Genomic DNA, 23,555 nt, shown 5'->3' on the forward strand with positions numbered 1-23,555 from the left:
CGGCCGGGGCGGGGTGGGGCCCTCAGCGCGCGGCCGGCGCGTGCTGCAGGATCTTCAGGCGTCCGAAGGCGAGCAGCCCCTGGTCCCCGCCCTCGTATCCGTAGCCGCTGTCCAGTCGCCCGCCGAGCGGAGCGTCCGGGGCCGCGCCGGCGGCGCAGTTGATGGACACGCTGCCGGCGTCGATCCGGCGGGCCAGTTCACGGGCGTGCTCCAAGTCCCCGAAGACGTAGGCCGACAGGGCGTAGTCCGTGCCGCCTGCGAGGGTGACGCACTCTTCGTCGTCCGTGTACGCGACGAAGGGAGCGATCGGCCCGAAGGGCTCCTCCCGCAGGATCCGGGCGTCCCGAGGCGTGCCGGTGAGAACCGTCGCGGGGTAGTAGAAGCCGGGGGCGCCGGGCAGCTCGCCGCCCGCGCGAACCGTCGCGCCCTTGGCGACCGCGTCGGTGACGAGCTCATGCATCACGTCCCGGTGGGCGGCGGTGTGCAGCGGCCCCATGTCTCCCAGCAGGCCGCCGCCGCGCGCCTCGTGGTCGAGGCGGGGAAGGTACCGAAGGAATCGGTCCACGAAGGCGTCGTGCACGTCCCGGTGGATCAGGAACCGGCTCGGCGCGGCACAGCTCTGGCCCGTGGAGGCGAACTTGGCGGCGGCCAGGGTGCGCGCCGCCGCGTCGAGGTCCGCCTCCGCGGTGACCACGGCCGGGGCGTGACCGCCCAGTTCGAGGACGCACTGGCTCAGTCCCTCGGCCGCCGCGGCCGCCACATGCCGTCCGACCCGGGTGGAGCCGGTGAAGCTGACGACGCGGAACTCCCGGCGGCGCACCAGCGCCTCGGCGGTGGTGGGCGTGGCGTGCACGACCTGTACCGCGTCCACGGGCAGCCCGGCGTCCGCGGCCGCCTCGGCGAAGGCCGCCATGACCCGCGGTGTGGTCTCCGGCGCCTTCACGACGACGGAGCAGCCCATGGAGAGGGCCGGCCCCAGCTTGCGCGCGAGCGTGACGGCGGGGAAGTTCCACGGCACGATGGCGAGCACCGGGCCGGCGGCCTCCGTCTCCAACCGCCGTTCCATACCGCCTCTCTCGGGCAGTTCGGCGGGGCCGACGAGGCTCTTGGCCCGCTCCGCGGACCAGTGCAGGGTTTCGACGGCACGGGCCAGTTCGGCCTCGGCCTCGGCCCGCGTCTTGCCGTGCTCGCGGCTGAACTCGGGTGCGAGACGTGGAATGCGCTCGCCCAGCAGCCGCGCCATGGCGGCGACCAGCGCGCAGCGCTCCTCCAGGGGCGTCTCCTGCCAGTCCTGAAAGGCCCTCGCCGCTCTGCCGGCAATACCGGGAACCGCGGACTCCGGCAGCAGTTCCACTTCGGTGAATACGATTCCGGTACGGGGATCGACAACCTTCTGCCGGTCGCGCTGTTCTGCTTCCCTCACGAAACTCTGCACCTCGGTGGAAGAAATCGACGGACGAACACATGGACAACCCCCGGAACTCCGGGCAGGCCACGGAAGGGCCTGTCCGGAATTCCAGGAGACGCCGAGAAAGGCGTGGAGAAAGCTGAATGTCCTGCGGACTCGAATACCCTGCGGACTCAGGTCCAGGAGACGACGGTCTCGTCGTCGATGAATCCCAGCATTCCGGCGAGGGAGGTGCGGCGCAGCTCCGGGTCGGTGTTCGGCTCGACGGCGTGGATGTGCGAGCCGTTGAAGACGTACACATCACCGGTGTTGACGGTGACCCACTTCTGCTCGATCCCCTCGAGCGTCTCCATCGGGTAGGCGGAGCCGGTGTACTGGACGCCGAGGCGGCGCTTGCTCTCGAGGTCGGCCTGCATGTTCCAGTAGACGAGACGGCCGCCGTCGCTGTTCTCCAGGCAGATGTTGAGCGCCGCGACGGGGCGGTCGCCCACGCGCTGGATCTCGAAGTCCGTCTGGCCCGGCTGGGTCAGCTGAGAGTTGTCGTCGTGCGGCGCGAGAGCGTACTTGCCCGCGCCGTGCCAGGAGCGCAGCAGCGCGCGGCAGCCCTTGCGGCCCTCGTGCCGGGAGCGGCGTACGATGGCGCCCTCCTTGCCGAGAGCCTCGGAAAGGCCCTGGTAGAAGGCCTGGAGCGGATTGTCCTTGACATCGAGCACGTCAAGGAGCGGTTCGTCGAACTTCTCCGAGTCGTCCAGGTACTGCGCGGTCGGCTTCTCCCAGGTGTACGCGCCCATGTAGTAGCCGGGCGCCTCGACACCACGGGTCATGCGGTGCGGGCTGTCCCAGAACCGGCCGGCCAGCTCGGTGCACACCTCCGGCTTGACCATGCCGCGGAACATGACGCCCGCGACCCGGCCGTGCAGCACGTCCACCACGGCCTCGGGGACGAACTCCTGGTACTCCCGGATCTGGAAGTACTCCGGGCTGCCGCTCCAGCCGGTGACGACCTGGGGATCGCCGGATTCCGTGCGCATCGCATCGGCAGTGACGGTCATCGACTTCTCCTGCTGTTGTGAGTGTCTTGCTTCGTTCGGGCTGCGCACCGCTCCTCCTCTCGCCGGCGTCGCCGACCGACCCTTTCCCGGATCCGGGGCATCGGATTCCTGAAGGGCGGCTGGGCACGAGGGACGGCATGAGGAAGGAGAGGTGCTTCTCCGGAACATTCCGCCAAAGCACCGCCAACGGGCACTCTCGCGAGATCGGAGGGAACTCAACTCGCCATTTGACAAAGGCCCCGCAAGGAAGGGACCGAGAGGAAGGGCCGGACATCATCGAAGGATTCGGGAAACCCGTGCGGCCCGCTCAGCAATTTACCCGAATGCCTTTCGGGGGCCAAGTCCCGGGCGGATCGACGTTCCTCATTTCACCTGCGGCCTTGTGCTCCATGATGCGATCCGCAACGTCTTCGTAGCTGCCGACGACCGCTCTCCAGCGGCGAGCGCCAGTGGAAGCGCAATTCACGCACGTGGGACCTCTGTTGGCTGTTGATGCCGCTCGCTCGTTCTGGCACACGGCATGACGGAGCAGGGTGATACAGAGGGAAGGACTGCGCGACAGCGCTGAGCCGCTTCCCCCCGGGCAACTCAGTTGGTATTTGCTTATGCGAATATCATGGTCACGGATATACGCGTGCGACCCGACACTGCGCCACACGGGCGGCGAGGTCACACATGATCAACCTGCCGCGTCTCGACGCAGACGATCTTGCACACCGAGCTCCACGGGTGGCAACAGCCATCCAGGGAGAGGTACTTCACAGTAACTTACCGGAAGTAACACCTGCTCACAGGGGATGTCTCCCTGGTAGTGAACGAAATCGTCCGACTTTCGCGCGCACCCTTGTCATACGCTCATGAAGAGGTGAAGATCGACGGGGACTCGGCCGCGACCACCTCGCGCCGCCTCCGTGCGACGTGAACGACACGTCGCCCTCTCCCCATGAATCCGTTTGCCATGAGGGAATGCCGGCTCCGGAGCCAGGGCCTCGGGCGAGTGGCGCCGGTGAGCCGCGGCCGTGCCGGGCAGCGCTTCCCGCAGCACGTGGTCGCCCGACGGGCACGTGAGGACACGCGTCACGGCGCCGACAGACGGGCGCCGCACGGCTGTTCCACCTCGGCGGCGGCATGGGCGTCGCCGCCGCGGCGGTCACGATGTGGTGCCCCGGGCGGGCGGCGATCCGCGCACTGGCGCCGCCCATGTGGGAACCCCGGGACACCCGATCGGTCAGCGGGACTGCCGCTCGTACCCCACGAGCCGCACGCACACGGCGAGACCCTTGATCGCCTGCTCCAGCTCGTCGAGTCCCGGGTAGCTGGGCGCGATCCGGATGACCGCGTCCCGCGGGTCGTCACCGTACGGGTGAGTGGCACCGGCCGGGGTCAGCACGATGCCCGCCTCGGCGGCACGGCGCACCACCTCCTTGGCGCAGCCTTCGGGCACCTCCAGCGTCACGAAGTATCCGCCCTCGGGAGACGTCCAGCCGGCAAGCCCGCTCCCGCCGAGCTCGGCCTCGAGAATCCGCGCCACCGCGTCGAACTTGGGCTGCAGCAGGGCACGATGGCGTTCCATGTGGGTCCGCAGCCCGTCCGTGTCCTGCAGCAGGATCGCGTGCCGCAGCTGGTTGATCTTGTCCGGGCCGATCGACCGCTTGGCGCTCTTGGACAGCAGCCACTCGACGTTCGCGGGCGAGGAACCGAAGAACGCGACGCCCGCGCCCGCCAGGGTGATCTTCGAGGTGGAGCCGAACACGAACGTCCGGTCCGGGTGACCGGCCTCGGCGCACGCGGCGAGCAGATCGGCGATCTCGACAGACGTGTCGGTGAGGTGGTGGACGGCGTAGGCGTTGTCCCAGAAGATACGGAAGTCGGGCGCGGCGGTGCTCATCGAGGCGAGCCGTGCCACGGTCGCGTCGCTGTAGGTGATCCCCGTCGGGTTGCTGTACTTCGGCACGCACCAGATGCCCTTGATCGCCGGATCCTCGGCGACGAGCCGCTCCACGACATCCATGTCCGGGCCCTCGGCGGTCATCGGCACCTGGATCATCTCGATCCCGAACCGCTCGCAGATCCCGAAGTGCCTGTCGTAACCGGGCACCGGACACAGGAACGCGATCCGGTCCTGGTCGACCCAGCGCGACTCGACGCCCGGCACCCCGCTCAGCAGGGCGTGCACCACGCAGTCGTGCATCAGCTCGAGGCTGGAGTTCCCGGCCGCGAGCAGCTGCCCGACCGGCACCTGGAGTGCCTCGGCGAAGATCTCCCGGAGCTCGGGCAGCCCCTGGAGCCCGCCGTAGTTGCGCAGGTCGGTGCCGTCGGCGGAGGTGTACCGCTCGCCGGGCAGGCTGAACAGCGCGTTGGAGAGGTCGAGCTGCTCCGGCGCCGGCTTGCCGCGGGTGAGATCGAGCGAGAGGCCGCACCCCGCCAAGTTCTGGTACTCCTTGCGGGCTTGCTCAAGGAGCCCGGCCAGGGCGTCGGGGCTCAGCTCGATGGTCATGTGATTCCTCTCATGGATCTCGCGTCGATGGGGCCGTGTCGCTGACGTGCCGTTTCACTGACAGCGTCTGCCGAGAATACAAACCGGGGCCGGCCTTCGTGGCGGTGCCCTGGTCTCGGAGTGATCCAGCCCTCCGCGGCGGCGGCCGGCGCGGGAGCGGGAGCACACCGGCCCGGACCTTACGGTGCACGCCGGGACGGCTTACGATCGCCGGGTCCTCGGCCATGGCGCCCCGGTCTCCTCCGCCGTCGTCCCCACCGCCCAGAAGGTCAGGCCCCAGGCATGAAGCTCATCACCGCGATCGTGAAGCCGTACCGCCTCGACGCGGTCAAGACCGCCCTGCGGGAGCTGGGCGTGCACGGTCTGACCGTGACCGAGGCGAGCGGCTACGGCCGTCAGCGCGGCCACACCGAGGTGTACCGGGGAGCCGAGTACCGCGTCGACCTGGTGCCGAAGGTCCGCATCGAGGTCGTGGTCGAGGACGCGGTCGCCGACGACGTGATCGACGCGGTCGTCAGCGCCGCGCGGACGGGGAAGATCGGGGACGGGAAGGTGTGGGCGCTGCCCGTGGAGACCGTCGTACGGGTGCGGACCGGCGAGCGCGGCCCCGACGCGCTCTGACCAGCACAACCCCTGTCACCACCCCGGCCACGAACACCAGCCCGGCGAGCAGCCAGGGCAGCGCGAAGAAGGAGGCGCTCGCCGACTGACGGGTGCCCTGCGCGCTCGCGGTCAGCGTGATGTCGCCCCAGTCGAGCTGGGGTGCGCCGTGCCAGGTCTCGCTGAGCCGTACCCGCTGCCCGGGCAGCAGCTCGGAGGGGATCCGGGTCAGGTCGCGGTCGAGCAGCGTACGGCCGAACAGTCCCCGCGCCTTCAGCTCGACCTTGGGGTCGAGGGTGACGTTGCCGGTGTTGTGCAGGGTGTAGGAGATCGTGGCCGTGCTGTCGCCGATGCCGGGGACGAGCGGCTGGTGGTGGCCGATGTGCACCTGCTCGACGGAGAGCGCGGGCAGGGTGGGCCCGCTGACGCGGAGATAGACGCGGGCGCCGACGGCCTGCCGCACGCCGAGCGCGAACGTCCCGCTGCCGGGGGCGACCCTTTCGTCGAGCGCGACGATCGCGCCCGGATGGTCGCCCGGTTCGGCGCCCTCGGGCACCCGCAGTGTGAAGGGCACGGAGACGGTCTTGTGGCCGGGCACGGTGATGCGGGACCTGGCCGGTTTCGCCCAGGCGCCGACCGCGCGCATGCGTTCCTTCAGGGTGCGCACGGCGAATCCGCCGTCGCGCGCGGTGTTGTAGGCGTCGGCCGCGTAGAGCCGGAAGGTGAGCGGCTTGCCGGTCTTGTTGGCGACGGCGACCTTGTCGGTGAGGGTCTGGCCCGGGTCGGCGGAGAGGTAGAAGTACGGGCGCGCGGCGATCTTCGAGGCGACCGGGTACACGGACCAGCTGCCGTTGTCGGCGGCGTGCGCGGGCGTGGTCGTCAGCCCGAGGAACAGGCCTGTCAGGCTCAGGAGGAGGACGTAGGGCTTGCGCATGGGTGCGGACCCCCCATGGGCTCGGGTCGGGCGGTCGGGCGGGTGCGGCCCCGTGGTGCGCCGGGGCGCCCGGCCACCGCTGTCGGTGTTCGGGTCAGGTGAGGGTGAGGGTCAGGACGCCGGAGTACGAGCCCGGAGGCGTGAACGCCGGTACGTCCAGGGAGAGTCCGGAGTCGACGGTGAACTCGCCGCCGGTGAGCGTGGAGTCGGACGTCGACGCGAGGGTCGCTCCCGAGGTGCCCACCGTGCCGGTCGAACCGGCCTTGCAGGTGCTGGGGCTGCCCGCCTTGGTCGCGCAGGCCGGGGTCCAGCTCAGTCTGCTCGCGTCGATCTTGGCGCCGGGGCCGGTGAAGTCGGTGACCTTGCCGGTCAGGGACCAGCCCGCGGGCCCGCCACGGAAGTCCTTGACGGTCACCGTGTTCAGGGACCCGGTCGAGGCCCCGCCCTTGCCGAAGTCGACCGCCGAGAGTGCGACGGCGTCCCCGGCCTGGGACATGGACAGGGTGCCCGCCTTGACGGTGGTGGTCAGCTTCTGGCTGCCGGCCGGGACGGGCGTGTTGTCGTTGACGACGTAGGCCGCGGGGCCCGTGCCCTTGTCCGCGCTCCAGGAGCCGCCCTCGTAGGCCACGATCCCGGTCGTCGTCCTGTCGTTGACGACCAGCGAACCGCTGAAGGAGCCCTGGGCGTTCGCGGTGGCGGTGGCGGTGTCCGCGGTCTGATTGCCCCCGGCCCGCCCGGCCAGCGTGACGGTGGCGCCCGGCGTGAAGTTGCTGCCGCTCACGGTGACACTGGCGCCCGGGTCACCGGAGGCCGAACCCAGCGAGATGGCACGGGTGTTGGCCGGGGTCCCGTCGGTCGCCGTGATGGTCTGCGACGCCGGAGCGGGCGGGTTGGTGACCGTGCAGGGGGTGTCCAGCTCCAGGATGTAGCTGGTGTGGATGTTGTAGTCGCCCGGCGAGAGGGTGATCTGGCCGGCCTTGGTGACGGTGAAGGTGCCGGTCATGGAGAAGGACGGGAAGGCGGCCTTCCCCGGCACCGGCGGGTTCTTCTTCGGTCCGGCGACGGTGACGTCACCGGCCTGGGCACCGCCGAGGGTGACCTTGCCGGTCGGGGTCATGATGTCGGCCGGCAGGGCCAGGTCGGTGGGGTTGCTGGCGGCGGCCGTGACCACGGTGTAGGTCACGGTGACCGTGTCGCCGACCTTCGGGCTGGTGTTGTCCACCGACACGTTCGCGGTGGTGGTGCCGTCGATCGGCGGGATGCCCGCGACGGCGGGCGGGATGCAGTGCGTGGCGAAATCCACGTTCGTACCGGCGGCGCCGGCCGGACAGGCCAGCGCGCCGCCCGCGGTGACCGCGAGGGCGGTCGCCCCGAACAGTGACGCCCAGCGCCACCGTCGGGATCTTCGGGGTGTCGAACCCATGGGCCCCCTCCTGAGGGTTGCGGGCGCAGCGGCTCATCTGCGCCGACAGGGGGCATTGATGTGGAGCCCGCGTGAGAAGTCAATGGAGATGCCGCAGAAACCTGACGGATCATCAGTTTCTGCGGCATCCCCGGGAGATCCGGCACTATCCGGAACAGATCGCTCAGTTCACTCGGTCCGCTCGGTCCGCTCAGTCGAACACGAACGGGCCGGGCGACTGCTTGCCGGTGGCCGTGCAGGTGATGTTGACCCCGAGGACCGTCATCTGCAGCGAGCCGCCGTAGGCCTCCAGGCTGTCGCCCGGAGCCACCGTGCCGCTGAGCGGGCCGGCGCTGACCGGGTCGCCGGCGGCCATGGCCGGGTTCTTCGTCCCGGTGAAGACGGTGGTGCCGCCGCTCGCCTTGACCAGGGTGAGCTTGGAGGTGACCGAGTCCTTCGCCACCGCGACCGGCGTCTTGACCGCGGCGGAGGTGAGGGTGATGGTGGCCGAGGTGCCGCTCTGCGTCGCGGTGAGCGTGGCCGCGCCACCGCCGAAGATGCCGCAGCTCGCGTTGATGGTCGCCGTCTGGGGAGTGACGGCGGCCGCCGTGGGCGCGAAGGCGAGTCCGGCGACCGCGAGGGCGCCGGCGGCCAGCGCCGCGGCTGTAGCTGTTCGCTTGCCTGTCATGGGGATCCGCTTCCCTTCCCTGTGGGGATGCCATGTGGGGATGGTCGGAAGGTGCGTCGACGAACGGCAGGCCCGAGCAGGTGGGTGCGGGCACACTGCGGCGGCGGTGCGGATCTGACGGATCGTCGGAACTTACGGCTCCATTGATGCGCGAGAGACAGGCGACGGCAAGGATGAATTCCGGACTACTCCGCGGTGCCTGCCGGGACCGTCTGCTTCACGGCTCCGTCGGGTCCGGCGAGCAGCACCGGCGTCTCGGCCCCGCCCAGGTCGGCCACGGCCGCCCGGTCCTCGGGAGCGACGCTCTCCGCCGCGCTCACCACCGCGGCCGCCTCCAGCGACGTCGCGCCGGAGGCCACGGCCATGGCGACGGCGGTCCGCAGCGCGCTGAGCTTCAGCGAAGCCAGCTCCACCGAACCGGCGACATACGTACGCCCGGTCTCGTCCCGTACGGCCGCCCCCTCGGGCACACCGTTGCGGGCCCGGGCGGAACGGGCCAGGGTGACGATCTTGCGGTCCTCGGGGTCGAGCGCGTTGCTGTCGGTCATACCCTGAGCATACGAAGTCACCGCCCGCTCACCCCGCCACGGGGTACATCGTGCCCCGTCTGCCCTCGGGAGAGGCCAGCCACTCCAGCTTCTCGGCGGTGTTCGCCTCGGCCAGCGGGGTGTGCAGCACGATGAACAGATCGGGCCGGGCCGGGACCTTCATCACGGTCGACTCCACCACCAGCAGCCCGGCCACCGGATGGGCCAGCTCCTTGCGGACCTGTCCCCCGTCCTCGATGTCCTGCTCGGCCCACAGCCCCACGAACTCCGGGCTCGCGGCCGACACCTCGGCCAGCACCTCGCGGAACCCCTCGTCGTCGGGGTTGGCCGCACACGCGGCCCGGAACTGGGCGACGACCGTGCGCGCGTTGCGCTCCCAGCTCCTGCTCCGGGACCGGTACATCGGGTCGGTGAAGAAGTCCACGAGGCAGTTCTGCCGGATGTCCGACCGCATGCCGAGCACCACCGCGGCGGCCTCGTTGTGCATCACGTAGTTGTAGTACCGGTCCATGATGTGCGCCGGGTACGGCATCCAGGTGTCGATCAGCCGCCGCAGCCCGTCGCACATGTCCCGCTTCTCGGGCGCCACTTCGGGCGCGGGCGGGTTCAGCCCGGCCAGCCCGTACAGGTGCCGCCGCTCGGCGTTGCTCAGCCGCAGCACCCGGGCGACGGCGTCGAGGACCTGCGGGGAGACGGAGATGTCCCGCCCCTGCTCCAGCCACTGGTACCAGGAGGCGCCCACCCCGGCGAGCACGGCGACCTCCTCCCGGCGCAGTCCGGGGGTGCGGCGCCGGCCGCCGCCGGCCGGCAGACCGGCCTCCTCGGGACTGACCCGGGCCCGCCGGCTCATCAGGAACTCGCGCAGCTCGTTCCGCCGGTGATTCGTCGTCGCCTCCGCAGCAGGCACGTACCGCCCCTCCCCCGTCGTGTCTGGTGGTGCCGCCACCACCATAAGTTCCGACTCCCCACCCTTGTTCCGCGCGCCCGAAGCTCTTGCCATGGCGATCGACACCACGACCCCGACCACACCCACCCGCGTACCGCTCGACAACCCCCGGCTGTCCAGGCGCGACAAGCTCGTCCTCTTCGTCCTGTGCGCGGCCCAGTTCATGGTCGCCCTGGACTTCTCCGTCCTGAACGTGGCCCTGCCCGATCTCGGCACCGACCTCGGCATGAGCCGCTCGGCCCTGCAGTGGGCGGTCACCGCGTTCGCGCTGCCGTCCGGCGGGTTCCTGCTCCTGTTCGGCCGCATCGGCGACCTGTACGGCCGCCGCAAGCTGTTCCTGACCGGCCTGGCCCTGTTCGGCGCGGCCTCCCTGCTGGCGACCTTGGCCTGGGACCCGGCGTCCTTCCTCGCCGGGCGTGCCCTGCAGGGCCTCGGTGCCGCGGCGATCGTCCCGACCGCCATGTCCCTGCTGACCACCACCTTCCCGGAGGGCCCGGCCCGCGATCGTGCCCTCGGTATCGCCGGCACGGTGATGTCGCTGGGCTACACGGTCGGCATGGTCGCGGGCGGAATGCTGACCGACACACTCGGCTGGCGCTCCACGATGGCCCTGCTCACCGTGACCGCGCTGATCGTGCTACCGCTCGCCCCGCGCCTGCTGCCCGAGTCCCGCACCCCGGAGCGCCCGCGCCTGGACGTGCCCGGCGCGGTCACCGTCACCGCCGGTCTGCTGTCCCTGATCTACGCCCTGTCCACGGCCGCCGACCACGGCTTCGGCCGCGCCGACGCCCTCGCCACCCTGGTCGCCGGCCTGCTCCTGCTGGCCCTGTTCACGGTCGTCGAGTCCCGTACGGCGGCCCCGCTGGTCTCGCTGCCGATGCTGCGCCGCCGCACGGTGGCGTGGGGCAACCTGGGCGGTCTGGTCACCTTCTCGATGATGTCGACGGTGATCTTCGTGCTGACCCTCTACCTTCAGGAGATCCTGCACCTGTCGGCCTTCGAGACGGGCCTGGTCTTCGGCCTCCAGGGCGCGCTGTCGGCCGTCGCCGGCACGCTGGCCCCGAAGTTCATCGGCCGCTTCGGCGCCCGCCGCACCCTGGTCGGCTCGCTGACCGGCCAGGGCGCGCTGGTGGCCGCGCTGATGCTGCTGAACGCCCACAGCTGGTCGGTATGGCTCGCCGCGGCGGCCGTGTCCCTGGCGAGCATGTTCCACCTGGGAGCGATCATCTCGTACGGCCTGACCGTCACCTCCGGCGTCCCGGACGAGGAACAGGGCCTGGCCACCGGTCTGGTGACCTCCACCCAGCAGGTCGGCCTCACGGTCGGCATCCCGCTGCTGGGTGTCCTGGCCACCACGTCCTCCGATCTGCTGTCGGGCGTCCACACGGTCCTCGCCCTGGACGCGGCGATCGTGCTGGCCGCCGCCGTCCTGGTCGGACTGGGCCTGCGCGGAGGTCAGTCCAGGGTCTGAACGATCTCGCTCCGCGCGGCCGTGTGCACCACACGGCCGCGCGCGCCGTTCACCAGCGGAAGGTAGGGCGCCACGTGGCCGCACTCGACGTCGGCGACGATCGGTACGCCGAGCGGGCCGAGAGCGTCGAGGACTGCCTCGTGCTGGGTGAGGGTGCGGCCGGCGGGGGCACGGGTGCGGCCCACGAGGACGGCGGCCGCGCGGTCGAAGAAGCCGCCCAGCCGCATGCCGTGCAGACCGCGGCAGATGGTGAACGCGTTGTCCTCGTCGGCCTCGACGTAGACGAGCAGCGGCTCGTCGCCGGCGAAGCGCGAGGTGTCGAGGTACGGCGTGCCCGAGAGGTTGACGAGGGTCTCGACGCAGCCGCCGATGAGCCGGCCCTCGACGTCCACGTCGCCGTCCCCGTCGAGACGGGTCCAGGTGCCCTCGGCGTCCAGGGTGAGCTCGCGGATCCCGGGCTCCTTAGCCCAGTCGTCCCAGCCGCCGGACCGGTACCGGCCGGGCGGGGTCTGGGCGAACGGCTCCCCCTGCGGCGAGGCCACGATGTCCAGCCAGGACTTGAGGCCCTCCGGCGTCCGGTACGGGGTGTCCATGAGGTTGTTGCCGTGCACGGTCGCCGTGCCGGTGAGCAGGGTCAGCGGGGTGATCAGGGTCGACATGTCCGAGTAGCCGACGACCCAGGTCGGCTCGGCCCGCCCGATCCGTTCGAAGTCGAGCAGCGGCAGCAGGTCGATCGCGGTCTCCCCGCCCCACGGGGGCACCACGGCCCGGATGCTGGGGTCGGTCAGCATGTCGGTCAGTTCGGCGGCGCGCTCGGCGGCCGGGGCGCTGAGATGCGTGGAGCCGTCCATGCACCGGCCGACGACCACCTCGTACCCCCGTGACTCGATCTCCCGGATCGCGACATCGAGTCGTCCCCGGAGTTCCTCGGCCACTCCGCTGGAGGGAGAGGTCACACCGACACGGTCACCGGGGCGCAGGGGGCGCGGATATCGAACAGTCATGCGCCGGATTGTTTCAGGAGGTCAGCCAGGCCCCGCAAGGCATTTACGGCCGGTCGAGGCGCAGCCGCTCCGCCTTCGGCAGGCCCGCGACGACGAGGTCGTACGAGTCCTCGATCAGCTCCTCGACCATGCGGTCCGGGAGGCCGCCGTCCACCGTCACGGTGTTCCAGTGGCGCTTGTTCATGTGGTATCCGGGGACGATCAGCCCCTCGTGCTCGCCGCGCAGCCGGACCGCGTCCTCCGGGTCGCACTTGAGGTTGACCGTCAGGGGCCGCGCGTCCAGCCGCGTCAGGGCGAACAGCTTGCCCTGGACCTTGAAGACGGATGTGTCCGGGTTGAACGGGAAGTCCTCCACGACCGCGTTGAAGGACAGGCAGAAGGCGCGCAGCTCTTGCGGGGTCACTCGGGCTCCTCCTCCGCGCAGGGCGCGGACACGGGCTCCACCAGCACCGTCACGATCTTGTTCCGGCGGCCGGAGGCCGCCTCCGCCGTCAGCCGCAGTCTGCGCGCGTCCGGCAGTTCGACCTCGGCGGACGCACCCGCGATGGGCACCCGGCCGAGCGCCTTGGCGAGCAGTCCGCCGACGGTCTCCACGTCCTCGTCGTCGTACTCCTCCAGGCCGTACAACTCGCCGAGGTCGGTGATGTCCAGGCGGGCCGTCACCCGGAAGCGGTCGTCACCGAGGTCCTCGACCGGCGGGAGTTCCCGGTCGTACTCGTCGGTGATCTCGCCGACGATCTCCTCCAGGATGTCCTCGATGGTGACGATCCCGGCGGTGCCGCCGTACTCGTCGATGACGACCGCGACGTGGTTGCGTTCCTTCTGCATCTCGCGCAGCAGATCGCCGGCGTTCTTGGTGTCGGGGACGAAGACGGCCGGGCGCATGGCCGTGGAGACCAGGTCGTTCTCCGCGTCGCGGCTGATGTGCGTCTTGCGGACCAGGTCCTTCAGATAGACGATCCCGACGATGTCGTCCTCGCTCTCGCCGGTGACCGGGATACGGGAGAACCCGGAGCGCAGGGCGAGGGTGAGCGCCTGGCGGATGGTCTTGTAGCGCTCGATGACGACCAGGTCGGTCCTCGGCACCATGACCTCCCGTACGAGGGTGTCGCCCAGCTCGAAGACCGAGTGCACCATGCGGCGCTCCTCGTCCTCGATCAGCGATTCCTTCTCGGCGAGGTCGACCAGCGCGCGCAGCTCCGCCTCGGAGGCGAAGGGGCCGCGGCGAAATCCCTTGCCGGGCGTGAGCGCGTTGCCGATGAGGATCAGCAGCGACGGGATCGGGCCCATGATCCGGGCCAGCGGCAGCAGCACGTAAGCGGCCACGGTCGCGGTGTTGAGCGGGTGCTGGCGGCCGATGGTGCGCGGGGAGACGCCGACGGCGACGTACGACACCAGGACCATGACGCCGATGGCGACCAGCAGGGCCTGCCAGGTGGCCGCGAACTCCTGCAGGCAGGCGTACGTCACCAGGGCCGCCGCCGCCATCTCGCAGGCGACGCGGACCAGCAGGGCCACGTTCAGATAGCGAGTGGGGTCGGCGGCGACCTGGGCGAGCTTGGCGCTGCCGCGCCGGCCGGACTTGACGGCCTCCTCGGCACGGAAGCTGGAGACGCGCGCGAGGCCCGCCTCCGCGCAGGCGGCGAGCCAGGCGACAACGACCAGCGCGATCGCCCCGACCACGATCTGCGGACTCATGGAAGGACCGGCCCGCCTACGAGACGGTCGGCGCCGGTGACGGGCCGGTCAGCCCGCGCTCGGCCCGCCACCCGTCGACGATGGCGGCCTGGAGCCCGAACATCTCGGCCTTCTCGTCGGGCTCCTCGTGGTCGTACCCGAGCAGGTGCAGCACGCCGTGGACGGTGAGCAGCTGAAGCTCCTCGTCCATGGAGTGCTGCGTGGGCGCCTCGGTCCCCTGCTTGGCGGCGACCTCCGGGCACAGCACGATGTCACCGAGCAGCCCCTGCGGCGGCTCGTCGTCGTCCTTGCCGGGCGGCCGCAGCTCGTCCATCGGGAACGACATGACATCGGTCGGACCCGGCAGGTCCATCCACTGGATGTGGAGCTGCTCCATGGCGTCGGCGTCCACGACGATCACCGAGAGCTCGGAGAGCGGGTGGATGCGCATCCGCGCGAGTGCGTAGCGGGCGATGTCGAGGATCGCCTGCTCGTCGACCTCGGTGCCGGACTCGTTGTTGACGTCGATCGACATGGTGGTGCCGTGTCTCTACTTCCCCTTGTGCCCGGACCGGCCCCGGCCGCCCTTGTGGGTGCCGTTCTCGGTGCCGTGCTGGCTGTCGTACTGCTCGTACGCGTCGACGATACGGCCCACCAGCTTGTGCCGTACGACATCGTGCGACGACAGCCGGGAGAAGTGGACGTCCTCGACGCCCTCCAGGATCTCCTGCACCTGCCGCAGACCGCTCTTGGTGCCGTTCGGCAGGTCGACCTGGGTCACGTCACCGGTGATCACGATCTTCGAGTCGAAGCCGAGGCGGGTGAGGAACATCTTCATCTGCTCGGGGCTGGTGTTCTGGGCCTCGTCCAGGATGATGAAGGCGTCGTTCAGCGTGCGTCCGCGCATGTACGCGAGCGGCGCGACCTCGATCGTCCCCGCGGCCATCAGGCGCGGGATCGAGTCCGGGTCGAGCATGTCGTGCAGCGCGTCGTAGAGCGGGCGCAGGTAGGGGTCGATCTTCTCGTAGAGGGTGCCCGGCAGGAAGCCGAGGCGCTCGCCGGCCTCGACCGCGGGCCGGGTCAGGATGATCCGGTTGACCTGCTTGGACTGCAGGGCCTGCACGGCCTTGGCCATGGCCAGGTAGGTCTTTCCGGTACCGGCGGGCCCGATGCCGAACACGATGGTGTGCTTGTCGATGGCGTCGACGTACCGCTTCTGGTTGAGCGTCTTGGGGCGGATCGTGCGGCCGCGCGAGGACAGGATGTTCTGCGTCAGTACCTGGGCCGGGGTCTCCGGGCCGTCACTCGTCCCGTTCTCGCTCGCCTTGAGCATGGCGATCGAGCGTTCCACTGCGTCCTCCGTCATCGGCTGCCCGGTGCGGAGCACCAGCATCATCTCGTCGAACACGCGCGATATGAGGGCGACGTCCGCAGGGTCGCCGACCGCGCTGATCTCATTTCCCCGGACATGGATGTCGGCTGCCGGGAAGGCCTTCTCGATCACGCGCAGGAGGGAGTCGCCTGAACCCAGCACGGTCACCATGGGGTGCTGGGCGGGGACGGTGAGCTGCGCTCTCGCCTGCTCCTGCGCGGGGGTGTGAGCTGTGGATGTCTGAGTCATGGGCCGGCGCTGTAGGCCTGCGGTTCCTCCTCTTCACGGCCGCGTAGCTGAGGGCGGCCTCGCGATTCCAGGGTACGACGGTGGACTGACAAGCTTGTAGGGCTTTTAAAGGGGCCGCTTCCCGGCCGACCGAGTCGGGTGGCGGGGGGGCCAGGGGCGGAGCCCCCTGGTACGTCAACCGGACCGACGGAACCCGATGGTCGGCACGGCCCGCCGCAACGGCCACGCCCGGTCCAGCTCCTCCGGAACGAGCCGGTCCAGGAACGCGTACCGCCGCAGCGCCGCAGGCGACTGTTCCTGCCCCGGCAGGGACTGCACCCTCTTCCACCACGCCCCGATCTCCGACCACCCGGGCGCCGACAGCGACCCCCCGAACTCCTGCACGGACAGAGCCGCCGTGAGCCCCGCGAAGGCGAGACGATCGGCGAGCGGCCAGCCCGCCAGCGTGCCGGTGACGAACCCGGCCACGAAGACGTCCCCCGCCCCGGTCGGATCCATCGCCTCCACCGCGATGGCGGGGACCTCGGCCGTCTCCCCCGTACGCCGGTCCACCGCGTACGCGCCCTCCGACCCGAGCGTGACGACGGCCACCGGCACATGCTCGGTGAGCGCACGCGCGGCCGCCCGCGGACAGGTCGCGCCCGTGTACCGCATCGCCTCCTCGGCGTTGGGCAGGAACGCCTCGCAGTGTTCGAGGTCGGTGAGGCCCGCGAGGTCCCACGTGCCGGTGTCGTCCCATCCGACGTCGGCGAAGATCCGGGTGCCCTCGCGGGCGGCCTGGGCGATCCAGGGGGCCCGCCGGCCGGGCGTGAGGGAGGCGACGGCCGCGCGCGCGGAGGGCGGGAAGTCCGGCGCCGGCTCCTCCGGGGGCGGCTCGTGGCCGTGGGACACCATGGTCCGCTCGCCCTCGTAGGCCATGGAGACGGTCACCGGCGAGTGCCAGCCGGGCACCGTGCGCGAGGAGGTGAGATCGATGCCCTCGCCCTGTTCGAGCGCGTCCCAGCAGTACTCGCCGTAGTGGTCGTCCCCGAAGGCCGCGGCGAGGGACGTCCTCAGGCCGAGACGGGCGAGCGCGGTGGCCATGTTGGCGACCCCGCCGGGACTGGAGCCCATCCCCCGGGCCCAGGACTCGGTGCCGCGCACGGGCGCCGAGTCCAGACCGGTGAAGATGATGTCGAGGAAGACCGTGCCCGTGAGGTAGACGTCCCAGGGCGGATCGTCCGGAGTGCGCAGGACGGCGAGCGGGTCGACCTGGGTCTGACAGCGCGCTGCCTGCGTGAGGTGCTCGGGTTCCTCTCCGGCGATCGTGCGGGACGGGGTCACGGTGCGCTCCCTGGTGTGCGGATCTGGCCAGTGTGCACCAGATCTCCCCGGGCACAAGGCCGGTCGTACCCGGAGGACCGCTACCAGCGGGGCATCACCGGCGCCCGCCATCCCGGTTCGCCCACCCGCATCGCCGCCGCGTCGTCCCGCTCGCGCAGGGTGCCGTCGTCGTCGGCCCATCGCCGGTGCAGCCGGGCCAGTTCGTCCCGGTCCAGGTCGACGCCGAGGCCGGGTGCGTCGGTGACGGCGACCCGGCCGCCGGTGAAGGTGAGCCGCTCGGTGAGGACGTCCTCCGACTGCCAGGGGTAGTGGGAGTCGCAGGCGTGGTGGAGGTCCGGCACGGTGGACGCCACCTGGGTCATCGCGGCGAGGCTGACGCCGAGGTGGGTGTTGGAGTGCATGGACACCCCGACGCCGAAGGCGGCGCAGATCGCGGCGAGCCGCTGGGTGTTGCGCAGCCCGCCCCAGTAGTGGTGGTCGGAGAGGACCACCTGAACGGCGTCCCTGGTGAACGCCTCCTTGATCTCCCCGAAGGTGGTCACGCACATGTTGGTGGCGAGCGGGATGCCCGCCCGTCGCCCACCACCGCCCTTGCCCGAGGCGCTTCGCGCCGCCCCTCTCAATCCGGCGGCCACCTCGGCCATCGCGGGCGTGCCCAGTGTCGGGTCCTCCAGGTACTCCAGGACCTCCCCGAGTTCCTCGGCCACCTTCAGCGAGGTCTCGACGGACCAGGCCCCGTTGGGGTCGAGCCGCAGCGGGTGCCCGGGGAAGGCCTCGGCGAGGGCGCGTACGGCCGCGATCTCCTCCTCGGGCGGGAAGACGCCGCCCTTGAGCTTGAAGGAGGTGAACCCGTACCGCTCCTTGAACCGGCGTGCCTGGGCGACGACTCCGGCCGGGTCGAGGGCGGCACCCCAGTCGTCCGGCTCGGCCGCGACGCCCTCCGGGTGGCCGGCCCACTTGTAGAAGAGGTAGGCGCTGTACTCGACCGTGTCGCGCACCTTGCCGCCGAGCAGCGCGTGCACGGGCAGCCCGAGCGCCTTGCCCTGGGCGTCCAGGCAGGCCACCTCGAAGGCGGACAGCACGGACAGCCGCAGTTTGTCGGCGCTCTGCACCCCGCGCAGCCCGCCGGCGTCCACGGCGCCCGTGACCCGGCTCTCGTCCACGGCGAGGTCCAGGGAGAAGAGTCCGTTCACATCCATGACCGAGCGTCCGGGGAGGCGCTCGGCGAGGACGCGGGCCGGCTCCAGGTACTTGGTGTCTCCGTAGGTCTCGCCGAAGCCGGTGATCCCGTCGGCCGTCACCACCTCCACGATCAGGCGGGGGGTGTACGGCTGGTGCACGCCCTGGGTGTTGAGCAGCGGCGCGTCGGCGACCAGGATCGGGGTCAGCCGTACCTCGGTGGTGGTCAGGTCACGGGTCACAGGGAGGCTCCTACGAGGTCGAGTCCGGCGGCGAGGAGGGCCTTCAGGGCGGCGAGGTCGGCGGGCGAGGGGTCGGCGAGCGGGGCACGGACGGGGCCGACGCGCTCACCGCGCAGCCGGGCCGCCGCCTTCACCAGGGACACCGCGTATCCGGGTACGCGGTCGCGGAGTTCGACGAAGGGGACGTAGAAGTCGCGCAGCAGCTTCTCGGTCGTGCTGTGGTCGCCGCCGCGCAGGGCGGTGAAGAAGGCGTCCGCGATCTCGGGGGCGAAGGCGTGCACGGCGGAGGAGTAGGCGGGGACGCCGACGGCGGCGTAGGCGCGGGCCTGGATCTCGGCGGTGGCGGCGCCGTTGAAGAAGAGGAAGTCCTCGGGCGCGGCGAGGGTGAGGCGCTGGAGGCGGTCGAGGTCACTGTGGCCGTCCTTGAGGCCGATGACGTTCGGGATGCGCGCGATGCGCCGCACCGAGGCCACCGTATAGGCGACCTGACCGCGCTGGTAGGCGACGAGCGGCAGCCGGGTGCGGGCGGCGAGGTGCTCCAGCTGGGCGGCGAGGCCGTCCTGCGGGGCGGCGACGAGGTAGTGCGGCAGCACGAGCAGGGCGTCGGCCCCCTCCTCCTCGGCGATCCGCGCGAACCGGGCGGCCTGCGCCCACCCGTATCCCGCACCGGCAACCACGGGCACGTGCCCGCCCGCCTCCTCGACGGCGATGGCGACGACCCGCCGGTACTCCTCCTCGTCCAGCGAGAAGAACTCGCCGGTGCCGCAGGCAGGGAAGACGGCCCCGGGCGCGGCGGCGAGCCGCGCGGCGACATGGGCGCGGAAGCCCTCGGGGTCGAGGGAGCCGTCGTCGTGGAAGGCGGTGAGCGGGAAGGACAGCACACCGCGCGCCATGCCCTCCCGCAGCCACCGCGCCACGCCCTGCGGAGTCGGGTCGCCGCCCACCTGATCATCTCCCCTTATGAATGTTGTCTATGTATGAAAACAGAGGCTAGATACATGGACGCGCGAGAGTCAATGAGGGAACAACAAAAGAGCCCCATCCCGCACATAGCGGAATGGGGCTCTACTGGAGCGCCGGGCAGGCCTTGCACCTGCATTTCCCCGCAGGAAGCGGGGCGTCTTTCCTTGGACCACCAACGCACAGTCCGGCACCGGAAGTTCCGGCGACCGCGACGTGATCAACCATAGCGCATCCGGCGGGTCACGAGCCAACTCGCCAACAGAAGGCGCCCTTTTACCCAGGCATGCTGATCACAAACACAGAAGTGACCCGTATCACGTCCAGTGAACTTCTTCCCGAACCACGTAATTGATACAACTTGCTCGCGCGTTCCTGTCCGTCGACGGTCGTCGCCCATCCCCCCTCTTTTCTGAGCCACTGCTCTCGTCCGCCCTGGAACGCCCGTGTCCGCCCCCCGCTCCCTGCCCTGGCCCCTCGTCGCCCTTTTCACGGCCGGGTATCTCGCCCCGTACCTGCTGCCGACCATCGTCGGCCGGCTCGGCACCGGGCTCGCTCTCTCCGCCACCCAAGCCGGAGCCATCGGCAGTGCGCTGTTGCTGAGTTCGGCCACGGCGGGCTTCCTGCTGGCCTCCCGGGTCGAGCGGATCGGTGCCCGCCCCCTCGCCCGGCTCGGGCTCGCGCTCGCCGTCGTCGGCTACGGCGGGGCCGCCCTCACCGGCGTCGTCCCGGCCGTCGTCGTGGGCGCGCTCGTCGGCGGGCTCGGGTCCGGAACGGTCACGGCCGTCGCCGCCACCGGCATCGCCGCCATGGGGGTGCCTCCGGCCCGAACGGAGTCGAGAGCCTGGGGGAGCGATCCGCACCGGGTCACCACGCTCGGACTGCTCGGCGTCTCCGCCCTCGCCGGCGCCCTCTACCTGACGATCCCCCACCTCGGCGCCGGCCACGGGCAGCCGCTCGCCGCGCTCGCGCTGACCGCCCTCGCGGTATGGCCGCTCACCGGCCGCCTGCCCGGCCGCACGGCCCCGGCCCGCACCCGCACCGGGCACGGCAGGCTCCCCCACCTCCGGTCCGGCCTGCTGCTGGCCGCCGCCATGCTCTGCTGGTCCCTGGCGCAGAACTCCCTGTGGGGCGTCAGCGGCCGCATCGGCCTCGGCCAGGCACATCTGACCGAGGTCACCGTCGGAGCGGTGTTCGCGGTCGCGCTCGGGGCCGGCCTGGTCGGGGTCGTGGGCGCCGGGACACTCGGGCCGAGGCTCGGCCGGGCGCTGCCGATCGGCGGCGGTACGGCGCTGATCGCGGCCTGCATCGCGCTCAGCGCGTCGGCGACGGACCTGCCGTCCTTCGCCGGGGGCGAGATCGCCTGGAACCTGCTCTATCCGGTCGTGCTGTCGTACGTCATCGGCCTCGCCGCCTCCCTCGACCCGCGCGGCCGCTGGGCGGTGCTGGTCGGCTCGGCGTCCTCGCTGGGCACGGCGGCCGGGCCGCTGACCGGGAGCGCGCTGGCGGCGTGGGCGGGCTTCCCGGTCATGGGCGAGGTGCTGGCCGTCGGGCTGCTGGGGGTGGCGGTGCCCCTGACGATGGTGGCCCTCCGCGCGAGCAGGCACCTGTCGTCCGTGGTGGAGATCCAACTGGACACCCCCGTCGTGCCCGCCCAGCGGACCTACGGCACCGCCTGTCCGAACTCGTACGCGTCCACCTCGGCGAGGTAGCGGGCCCGCCGCTCCTCGTCGTCCTCCAGGAAGGAGGCGCGGAAGGAGTTGCGGGCCAGCTCGCGCATCTGCTCCTTGGCCAGCCCGAGGGCGTCGCGCACGGCGTGGTAGTTGTCGGCGACGTACCCGCCGAAGTAGGCCGGGTCGTCGGAGTTCACCGTGCACAGCAGGCCGGCGTCGAGCATGGCCGCGAGGGGATGGTCCGCGAGGACGTCCACCGCGCGCAGCCGGACGTTGGACAGCGGGCACAGGGTCAGCGGCACGCGGTCCCGGACCAGCCGCTCGACCAGCGCCGGGTCCTCCATGCAGCGCAGACCGTGGTCGACGCGTTCCACGCCGAGCACGTCCAGGGCCTCGGTGATGTACTCCGGCGGGCCCTCCTCACCGGCATGCGCCACGCGCCGCAGCCCGAGCGCGGCCGCGGCCTCGTACACCTCACGGAACTTCACCGGCGGATGCCCGACCTCGGCCGAGTCCAGGCCGATACCGGTGATCCGGTCCAGGTAGGGCCGGGCCGCCTCCAGGGTCTCCAGCGCGGAGTCGGCGGACTCGTCACGCAGGAAGCACATGATGAGCCTCGTGGAGACGCCGTGGTTCTCCTCGCTGCGGCCGAGCGCCCGCCACAGCCCCTCCACGACCGTGCCCATGGGCACGCCCCTCGCGATGTGCGCCTGCGGGTCGAAGAAGATCTCCGCGTGCCGCACGCCCTGCGCGGCGGCGCGGGCGAGGTAGGCGTCGGCCAGGTCCGCGAAGTCCTGCTCGGTGCGCAGGACGGCCATCAGCTCGTAGTACAGGTTCAGGAAGGACTGCAGGTCCTCGAACTGGTACGCCTTGCGCAGCTCGTCGGTGTCGGCGTAGGGCAGCCGGACGCCGTTGCGGGCGGCCAGCTCGAACGCCAGCTCGGGTTCCAGGGTGCCTTCGACGTGGAGGTGCAGTTCTGCTTTCGGGAGGGGCATCAAAGCATCGTACGGCCCCCTTCCCACCTGCCCTTTCAGCGACGCTTGGGGACCTGTACCCGCTGCAGGTCGTACGCCACGGTCAGCTCTCCCTCGAACCCGGCGGCACGCGCCTGCCGCTCGAACTCCTCCGGTTCCGCGTAGCGCTGGCTGAAGTGGGTGAGGACGAGATGCCGCACCCCGGCGTCCCGTGCCGCGGCCGCCGCCTGTCCGGCCGTCAGATGGCCGTGGTCCTCGGCGAGTCCGGCGTCCTCGTCGAGGAAGGTGGACTCGATGACAAGCAGGTCGCAGCCCTCGGCGAGCGCGTGCACGCCGTCGCACAGCCGGGTGTCCATGACGAACGCGAACCGCTGCCCGCGCCGCACCTCGCTGACCTCGTCCAGCGTCACGTTCCCGAGCCGCCCCTCGCGCTGGATCCGGCCGACGTCCGGCCCCTTGATCCCGTGCGCGGCGAGCCGTCCGGGCAGCATGCGGCGCCCGTCGGGTTCGGTCAGCCGGTAGCCGTAGGACTCGACGGGGTGCGACAGCTTGCGGGCCTCCAGCGTGTACGACGGTGTCACCGCGAGGATGCCGTCCGCGTCGACCGGCGCCTCGGTGAGGGGGACCGTCTCCCGGTAGGCGGTCGCGTAGCGCAGCCGGTCGAAGAAGCGCTGCCCGGAGCGCGGGTAGTGCGCGGTGACCTCGTGCGGCACCTGGTCGAGGTTGATCCGCTGGATCACTCCGGCGAGGCCGAGGGAGTGGTCGCCGTGGAAGTGCGTGACGCAGATCCGGTTCAGGTCGTGGGCGGCGACCCCGGCGCGCTGCATCTGCCGCTGTGTGCCCTCGCCGGGGTCGAACAGGACGCCCTCGCCGTCCCAGCGCAGCAGATAGCCGTTGTGGTTGCGGTGCCGGGTCGGGACCTGGCTGGCGGTGCCGAGGACCACCAATTCACGGACGGACATGGCGGCTTATCCCGGAGGCCATTCCATGCCGCGGCCGCCCAGGACGTGCGCGTGCGCGTGCCAGACGGTCTGGCCGGCGCCGGCGCCGGTGTTGAAGACGATGCGGTAGCTTTCCAACTTGTCCTCGTCGGCCACGGCCTGCGTCTCAGCGAGTACATCGGCCGCCAGCTGAGGGGCTTGTGCGGCGAGCGCGGCCGCGTCCTTGTAGTGCGCCTTGGGAATCACCAGGACGTGCGTGGGCGCCTGGGGGTTTATGTCCCGGAAGGCGACGGTGGTTTCCGTCTCTCGGACGATCGTCGCCGGGATATGGCCCGCGACGATCTTGCAGAACAGGCAGTCGTCCTGCGGTTCTCCCGCCATAACGCGTGCGCTCGCTTTCGCCGGTGATCAGTAC

22 protein-coding genes and 1 pseudogene are annotated in these 23,555 nt (G+C 71.0%); 4 read left to right on the forward strand and 19 right to left on the reverse strand.

What is annotated here, in order from left to right; all coding sequences use genetic code 11:
* Positions 1-22 precede the first annotated feature (22 nt).
* From AVL59_RS39930 to AVL59_RS39940, 3 genes are all read right to left on the reverse strand, one after another.
* Positions 23-1,423, reverse strand: a complete 1,401-nt coding sequence (locus AVL59_RS39930) for an aldehyde dehydrogenase family protein (protein ID WP_067314312.1) — start codon at positions 1,421-1,423, stop codon at positions 23-25.
* A 158-nt stretch (positions 1,424-1,581) separates the two neighbouring features.
* The gene (locus tag AVL59_RS39935) at positions 1,582-2,460 is read right to left on the reverse strand and encodes a hypothetical protein (RefSeq protein ID WP_067314314.1); all 879 of its coding nucleotides are present in this window, start codon (positions 2,458-2,460) and stop codon (positions 1,582-1,584) included.
* Between the two features lie 1,228 nt (positions 2,461-3,688).
* Positions 3,689-4,957, reverse strand: coding sequence for an aspartate aminotransferase type Ic (locus AVL59_RS39940; protein ID WP_067314315.1), 1,269 nt, complete (start codon positions 4,955-4,957; stop codon positions 3,689-3,691).
* A gap of 142 nt (positions 4,958-5,099) precedes the next feature.
* Between AVL59_RS39940 and AVL59_RS55320 the strand changes: the two are divergent.
* A pseudogene (locus tag AVL59_RS55320) lies at positions 5,100-5,243 on the forward strand (ammonium transporter); the annotation flags it as partial.
* Positions 5,240-5,578 carry a P-II family nitrogen regulator gene (locus tag AVL59_RS39945; RefSeq protein WP_067314317.1) on the forward strand — a complete coding sequence of 113 codons (339 nt, stop codon included), beginning with the start codon at positions 5,240-5,242 and terminating at the stop codon, positions 5,576-5,578. The pseudogene AVL59_RS55320 and the gene AVL59_RS39945, both read left to right, overlap by 4 nt.
* Here the strand turns inward: AVL59_RS39945 and AVL59_RS39950 are convergent.
* The 5 genes from AVL59_RS39950 to AVL59_RS39970 form a co-directional block, all read right to left on the reverse strand.
* Complete coding sequence (locus AVL59_RS39950) at positions 5,472-6,491, reverse strand: WxL protein peptidoglycan domain-containing protein (RefSeq protein WP_067314319.1); 1,020 nt, start codon at positions 6,489-6,491, stop codon at positions 5,472-5,474. The two genes, AVL59_RS39945 and AVL59_RS39950, sit on opposite strands and share 107 nt — an antisense overlap.
* Positions 6,492-6,585: 94 nt before the next feature.
* The gene (locus AVL59_RS39955; RefSeq protein ID WP_067314321.1) at positions 6,586-7,914 is read right to left on the reverse strand and encodes a WxL domain-containing protein; all 1,329 of its coding nucleotides are present in this window, start codon (positions 7,912-7,914) and stop codon (positions 6,586-6,588) included.
* A gap of 190 nt (positions 7,915-8,104) precedes the next feature.
* The gene (locus AVL59_RS39960; protein ID WP_067314322.1) at positions 8,105-8,581 is read right to left on the reverse strand and encodes a hypothetical protein; all 477 of its coding nucleotides are present in this window, start codon (positions 8,579-8,581) and stop codon (positions 8,105-8,107) included.
* 185 nt (positions 8,582-8,766) lie between these two features.
* Entirely contained in the window at positions 8,767-9,129 is a 363-nt protein-coding gene (locus AVL59_RS39965) for a cytidine/deoxycytidylate deaminase family protein (protein WP_067314324.1), read from the reverse strand.
* 28 nt (positions 9,130-9,157) lie between these two features.
* A complete protein-coding gene (locus tag AVL59_RS39970) occupies positions 9,158-9,979 on the reverse strand; it encodes a helix-turn-helix transcriptional regulator (protein WP_237281953.1) in 822 nt (273 codons plus the stop codon).
* Between the two features lie 148 nt (positions 9,980-10,127).
* On the opposite strand from AVL59_RS39970, the gene AVL59_RS39975 reads away from it, so the two are divergent.
* Entirely contained in the window at positions 10,128-11,546 is a 1,419-nt protein-coding gene (locus tag AVL59_RS39975; RefSeq protein ID WP_067314327.1) for an MFS transporter, read from the forward strand.
* Here AVL59_RS39975 and AVL59_RS39980 read toward each other — a convergent pair.
* The 8 genes from AVL59_RS39980 to AVL59_RS40015 form a co-directional block, all read right to left on the reverse strand.
* The gene (locus AVL59_RS39980) at positions 11,531-12,550 is read right to left on the reverse strand and encodes a S66 family peptidase (RefSeq protein WP_067314328.1); all 1,020 of its coding nucleotides are present in this window, start codon (positions 12,548-12,550) and stop codon (positions 11,531-11,533) included. The genes AVL59_RS39975 and AVL59_RS39980 overlap by 16 nt on opposite strands.
* A 43-nt stretch (positions 12,551-12,593) precedes the next feature.
* Positions 12,594-12,953 (reverse strand): MmcQ/YjbR family DNA-binding protein, encoded by a 360-nt coding sequence (locus AVL59_RS39985; RefSeq protein WP_067314329.1) that lies wholly within the window; start codon positions 12,951-12,953, stop codon positions 12,594-12,596.
* Positions 12,950-14,248 (reverse strand): hemolysin family protein, encoded by a 1,299-nt coding sequence (locus AVL59_RS39990; RefSeq protein ID WP_067314330.1) that lies wholly within the window; start codon positions 14,246-14,248, stop codon positions 12,950-12,952. The genes AVL59_RS39985 and AVL59_RS39990 overlap by 4 nt, the downstream gene beginning before the upstream one ends.
* Positions 14,249-14,264: 16 nt before the next feature.
* The gene (gene ybeY / locus AVL59_RS39995) at positions 14,265-14,762 is read right to left on the reverse strand and encodes an rRNA maturation RNase YbeY (protein ID WP_067314332.1); all 498 of its coding nucleotides are present in this window, start codon (positions 14,760-14,762) and stop codon (positions 14,265-14,267) included.
* Between the two features lie 15 nt (positions 14,763-14,777).
* Positions 14,778-15,848: a PhoH family protein gene (locus AVL59_RS40000; protein WP_067314334.1), complete on the reverse strand. Its 1,071-nt coding sequence runs from the start codon at positions 15,846-15,848 to the stop codon at positions 14,778-14,780.
* Between the two features lie 174 nt (positions 15,849-16,022).
* On the reverse strand, positions 16,023-17,171 hold the full coding sequence (locus AVL59_RS40005) for a carbohydrate kinase family protein (protein WP_067314336.1): 1,149 nt from the start codon (positions 17,169-17,171) through the stop codon (positions 16,023-16,025).
* Positions 17,172-17,251: 80 nt separating this feature from the next.
* Entirely contained in the window at positions 17,252-18,592 is a 1,341-nt protein-coding gene (locus tag AVL59_RS40010; protein ID WP_067314337.1) for a glucarate dehydratase family protein, read from the reverse strand.
* Complete coding sequence (locus tag AVL59_RS40015) at positions 18,589-19,485, reverse strand: 5-dehydro-4-deoxyglucarate dehydratase (protein WP_067318329.1); 897 nt, start codon at positions 19,483-19,485, stop codon at positions 18,589-18,591. Before AVL59_RS40015 ends, AVL59_RS40010 begins: the two co-directional genes overlap by 4 nt.
* 513 nt (positions 19,486-19,998) lie before the next feature.
* On the opposite strand from AVL59_RS40015, the gene AVL59_RS40020 reads away from it, so the two are divergent.
* Positions 19,999-21,264, forward strand: coding sequence for an MFS transporter (locus AVL59_RS40020; protein WP_067314339.1), 1,266 nt, complete (start codon positions 19,999-20,001; stop codon positions 21,262-21,264).
* Here the strand turns inward: AVL59_RS40020 and AVL59_RS40025 are convergent.
* The 3 genes from AVL59_RS40025 to AVL59_RS40035 are packed head-to-tail and all read right to left on the reverse strand — an operon-like array spanning position 21,216 to position 23,521.
* Positions 21,216-22,220, reverse strand: a complete 1,005-nt coding sequence (locus AVL59_RS40025) for an adenosine deaminase (RefSeq protein ID WP_067314340.1) — start codon at positions 22,218-22,220, stop codon at positions 21,216-21,218. The two genes, AVL59_RS40020 and AVL59_RS40025, sit on opposite strands and share 49 nt — an antisense overlap.
* A 35-nt stretch (positions 22,221-22,255) precedes the next feature.
* Positions 22,256-23,161: a ribonuclease Z gene (locus AVL59_RS40030; protein ID WP_067314342.1), complete on the reverse strand. Its 906-nt coding sequence runs from the start codon at positions 23,159-23,161 to the stop codon at positions 22,256-22,258.
* A 6-nt stretch (positions 23,162-23,167) separates the two neighbouring features.
* Positions 23,168-23,521 (reverse strand): histidine triad nucleotide-binding protein, encoded by a 354-nt coding sequence (locus AVL59_RS40035; RefSeq protein WP_067314344.1) that lies wholly within the window; start codon positions 23,519-23,521, stop codon positions 23,168-23,170.
* Between the last annotated feature and the right edge of the window lie 34 nt (positions 23,522-23,555).

Source organism: Streptomyces griseochromogenes (assembly GCF_001542625.1).
In the GTDB taxonomy this organism is placed as follows: domain Bacteria; phylum Actinomycetota; class Actinomycetes; order Streptomycetales; family Streptomycetaceae; genus Streptomyces; species Streptomyces griseochromogenes.

Excerpts from the sequence above, each read along its gene's own strand:
- AVL59_RS39935 (WP_067314314.1), bottom strand. The coding sequence starts at position 2,460 with ATGACCGTCACTGCCGATGCGATGCGCACGGAATCCGGCGATCCCCAG.
- AVL59_RS39940 (WP_067314315.1), bottom strand. The coding sequence starts at position 4,957 with ATGACCATCGAGCTGAGCCCCGACGCCCTGGCCGGGCTCCTTGAGCAA.
- AVL59_RS39945 (WP_067314317.1), top strand. The coding sequence starts at position 5,240 with ATGAAGCTCATCACCGCGATCGTGAAGCCGTACCGCCTCGACGCGGTC.
- AVL59_RS39950 (WP_067314319.1), bottom strand. The coding sequence starts at position 6,491 with ATGCGCAAGCCCTACGTCCTCCTCCTGAGCCTGACAGGCCTGTTCCTC.
- AVL59_RS39955 (WP_067314321.1), bottom strand. The coding sequence starts at position 7,914 with ATGGGTTCGACACCCCGAAGATCCCGACGGTGGCGCTGGGCGTCACTG.
- AVL59_RS39960 (WP_067314322.1), bottom strand. The coding sequence starts at position 8,581 with ATGACAGGCAAGCGAACAGCTACAGCCGCGGCGCTGGCCGCCGGCGCC.
- AVL59_RS39965 (WP_067314324.1), bottom strand. The coding sequence starts at position 9,129 with ATGACCGACAGCAACGCGCTCGACCCCGAGGACCGCAAGATCGTCACC.
- AVL59_RS39970 (WP_237281953.1), bottom strand. The coding sequence starts at position 9,979 with ATGAGCCGGCGGGCCCGGGTCAGTCCCGAGGAGGCCGGTCTGCCGGCC.
- AVL59_RS39975 (WP_067314327.1), top strand. The coding sequence starts at position 10,128 with ATGGCGATCGACACCACGACCCCGACCACACCCACCCGCGTACCGCTC.
- AVL59_RS39980 (WP_067314328.1), bottom strand. The coding sequence starts at position 12,550 with ATGACTGTTCGATATCCGCGCCCCCTGCGCCCCGGTGACCGTGTCGGT.
- AVL59_RS39990 (WP_067314330.1), bottom strand. The coding sequence starts at position 14,248 with ATGAGTCCGCAGATCGTGGTCGGGGCGATCGCGCTGGTCGTTGTCGCC.
- ybeY (WP_067314332.1), bottom strand. The coding sequence starts at position 14,762 with ATGTCGATCGACGTCAACAACGAGTCCGGCACCGAGGTCGACGAGCAG.
- AVL59_RS40000 (WP_067314334.1), bottom strand. The coding sequence starts at position 15,848 with ATGACTCAGACATCCACAGCTCACACCCCCGCGCAGGAGCAGGCGAGA.
- AVL59_RS40015 (WP_067318329.1), bottom strand. The coding sequence starts at position 19,485 with ATGGCGCGCGGTGTGCTGTCCTTCCCGCTCACCGCCTTCCACGACGAC.
- AVL59_RS40025 (WP_067314340.1), bottom strand. The coding sequence starts at position 22,220 with ATGCCCCTCCCGAAAGCAGAACTGCACCTCCACGTCGAAGGCACCCTG.
- AVL59_RS40030 (WP_067314342.1), bottom strand. The coding sequence starts at position 23,161 with ATGTCCGTCCGTGAATTGGTGGTCCTCGGCACCGCCAGCCAGGTCCCG.
- AVL59_RS40035 (WP_067314344.1), bottom strand. The coding sequence starts at position 23,521 with ATGGCGGGAGAACCGCAGGACGACTGCCTGTTCTGCAAGATCGTCGCG.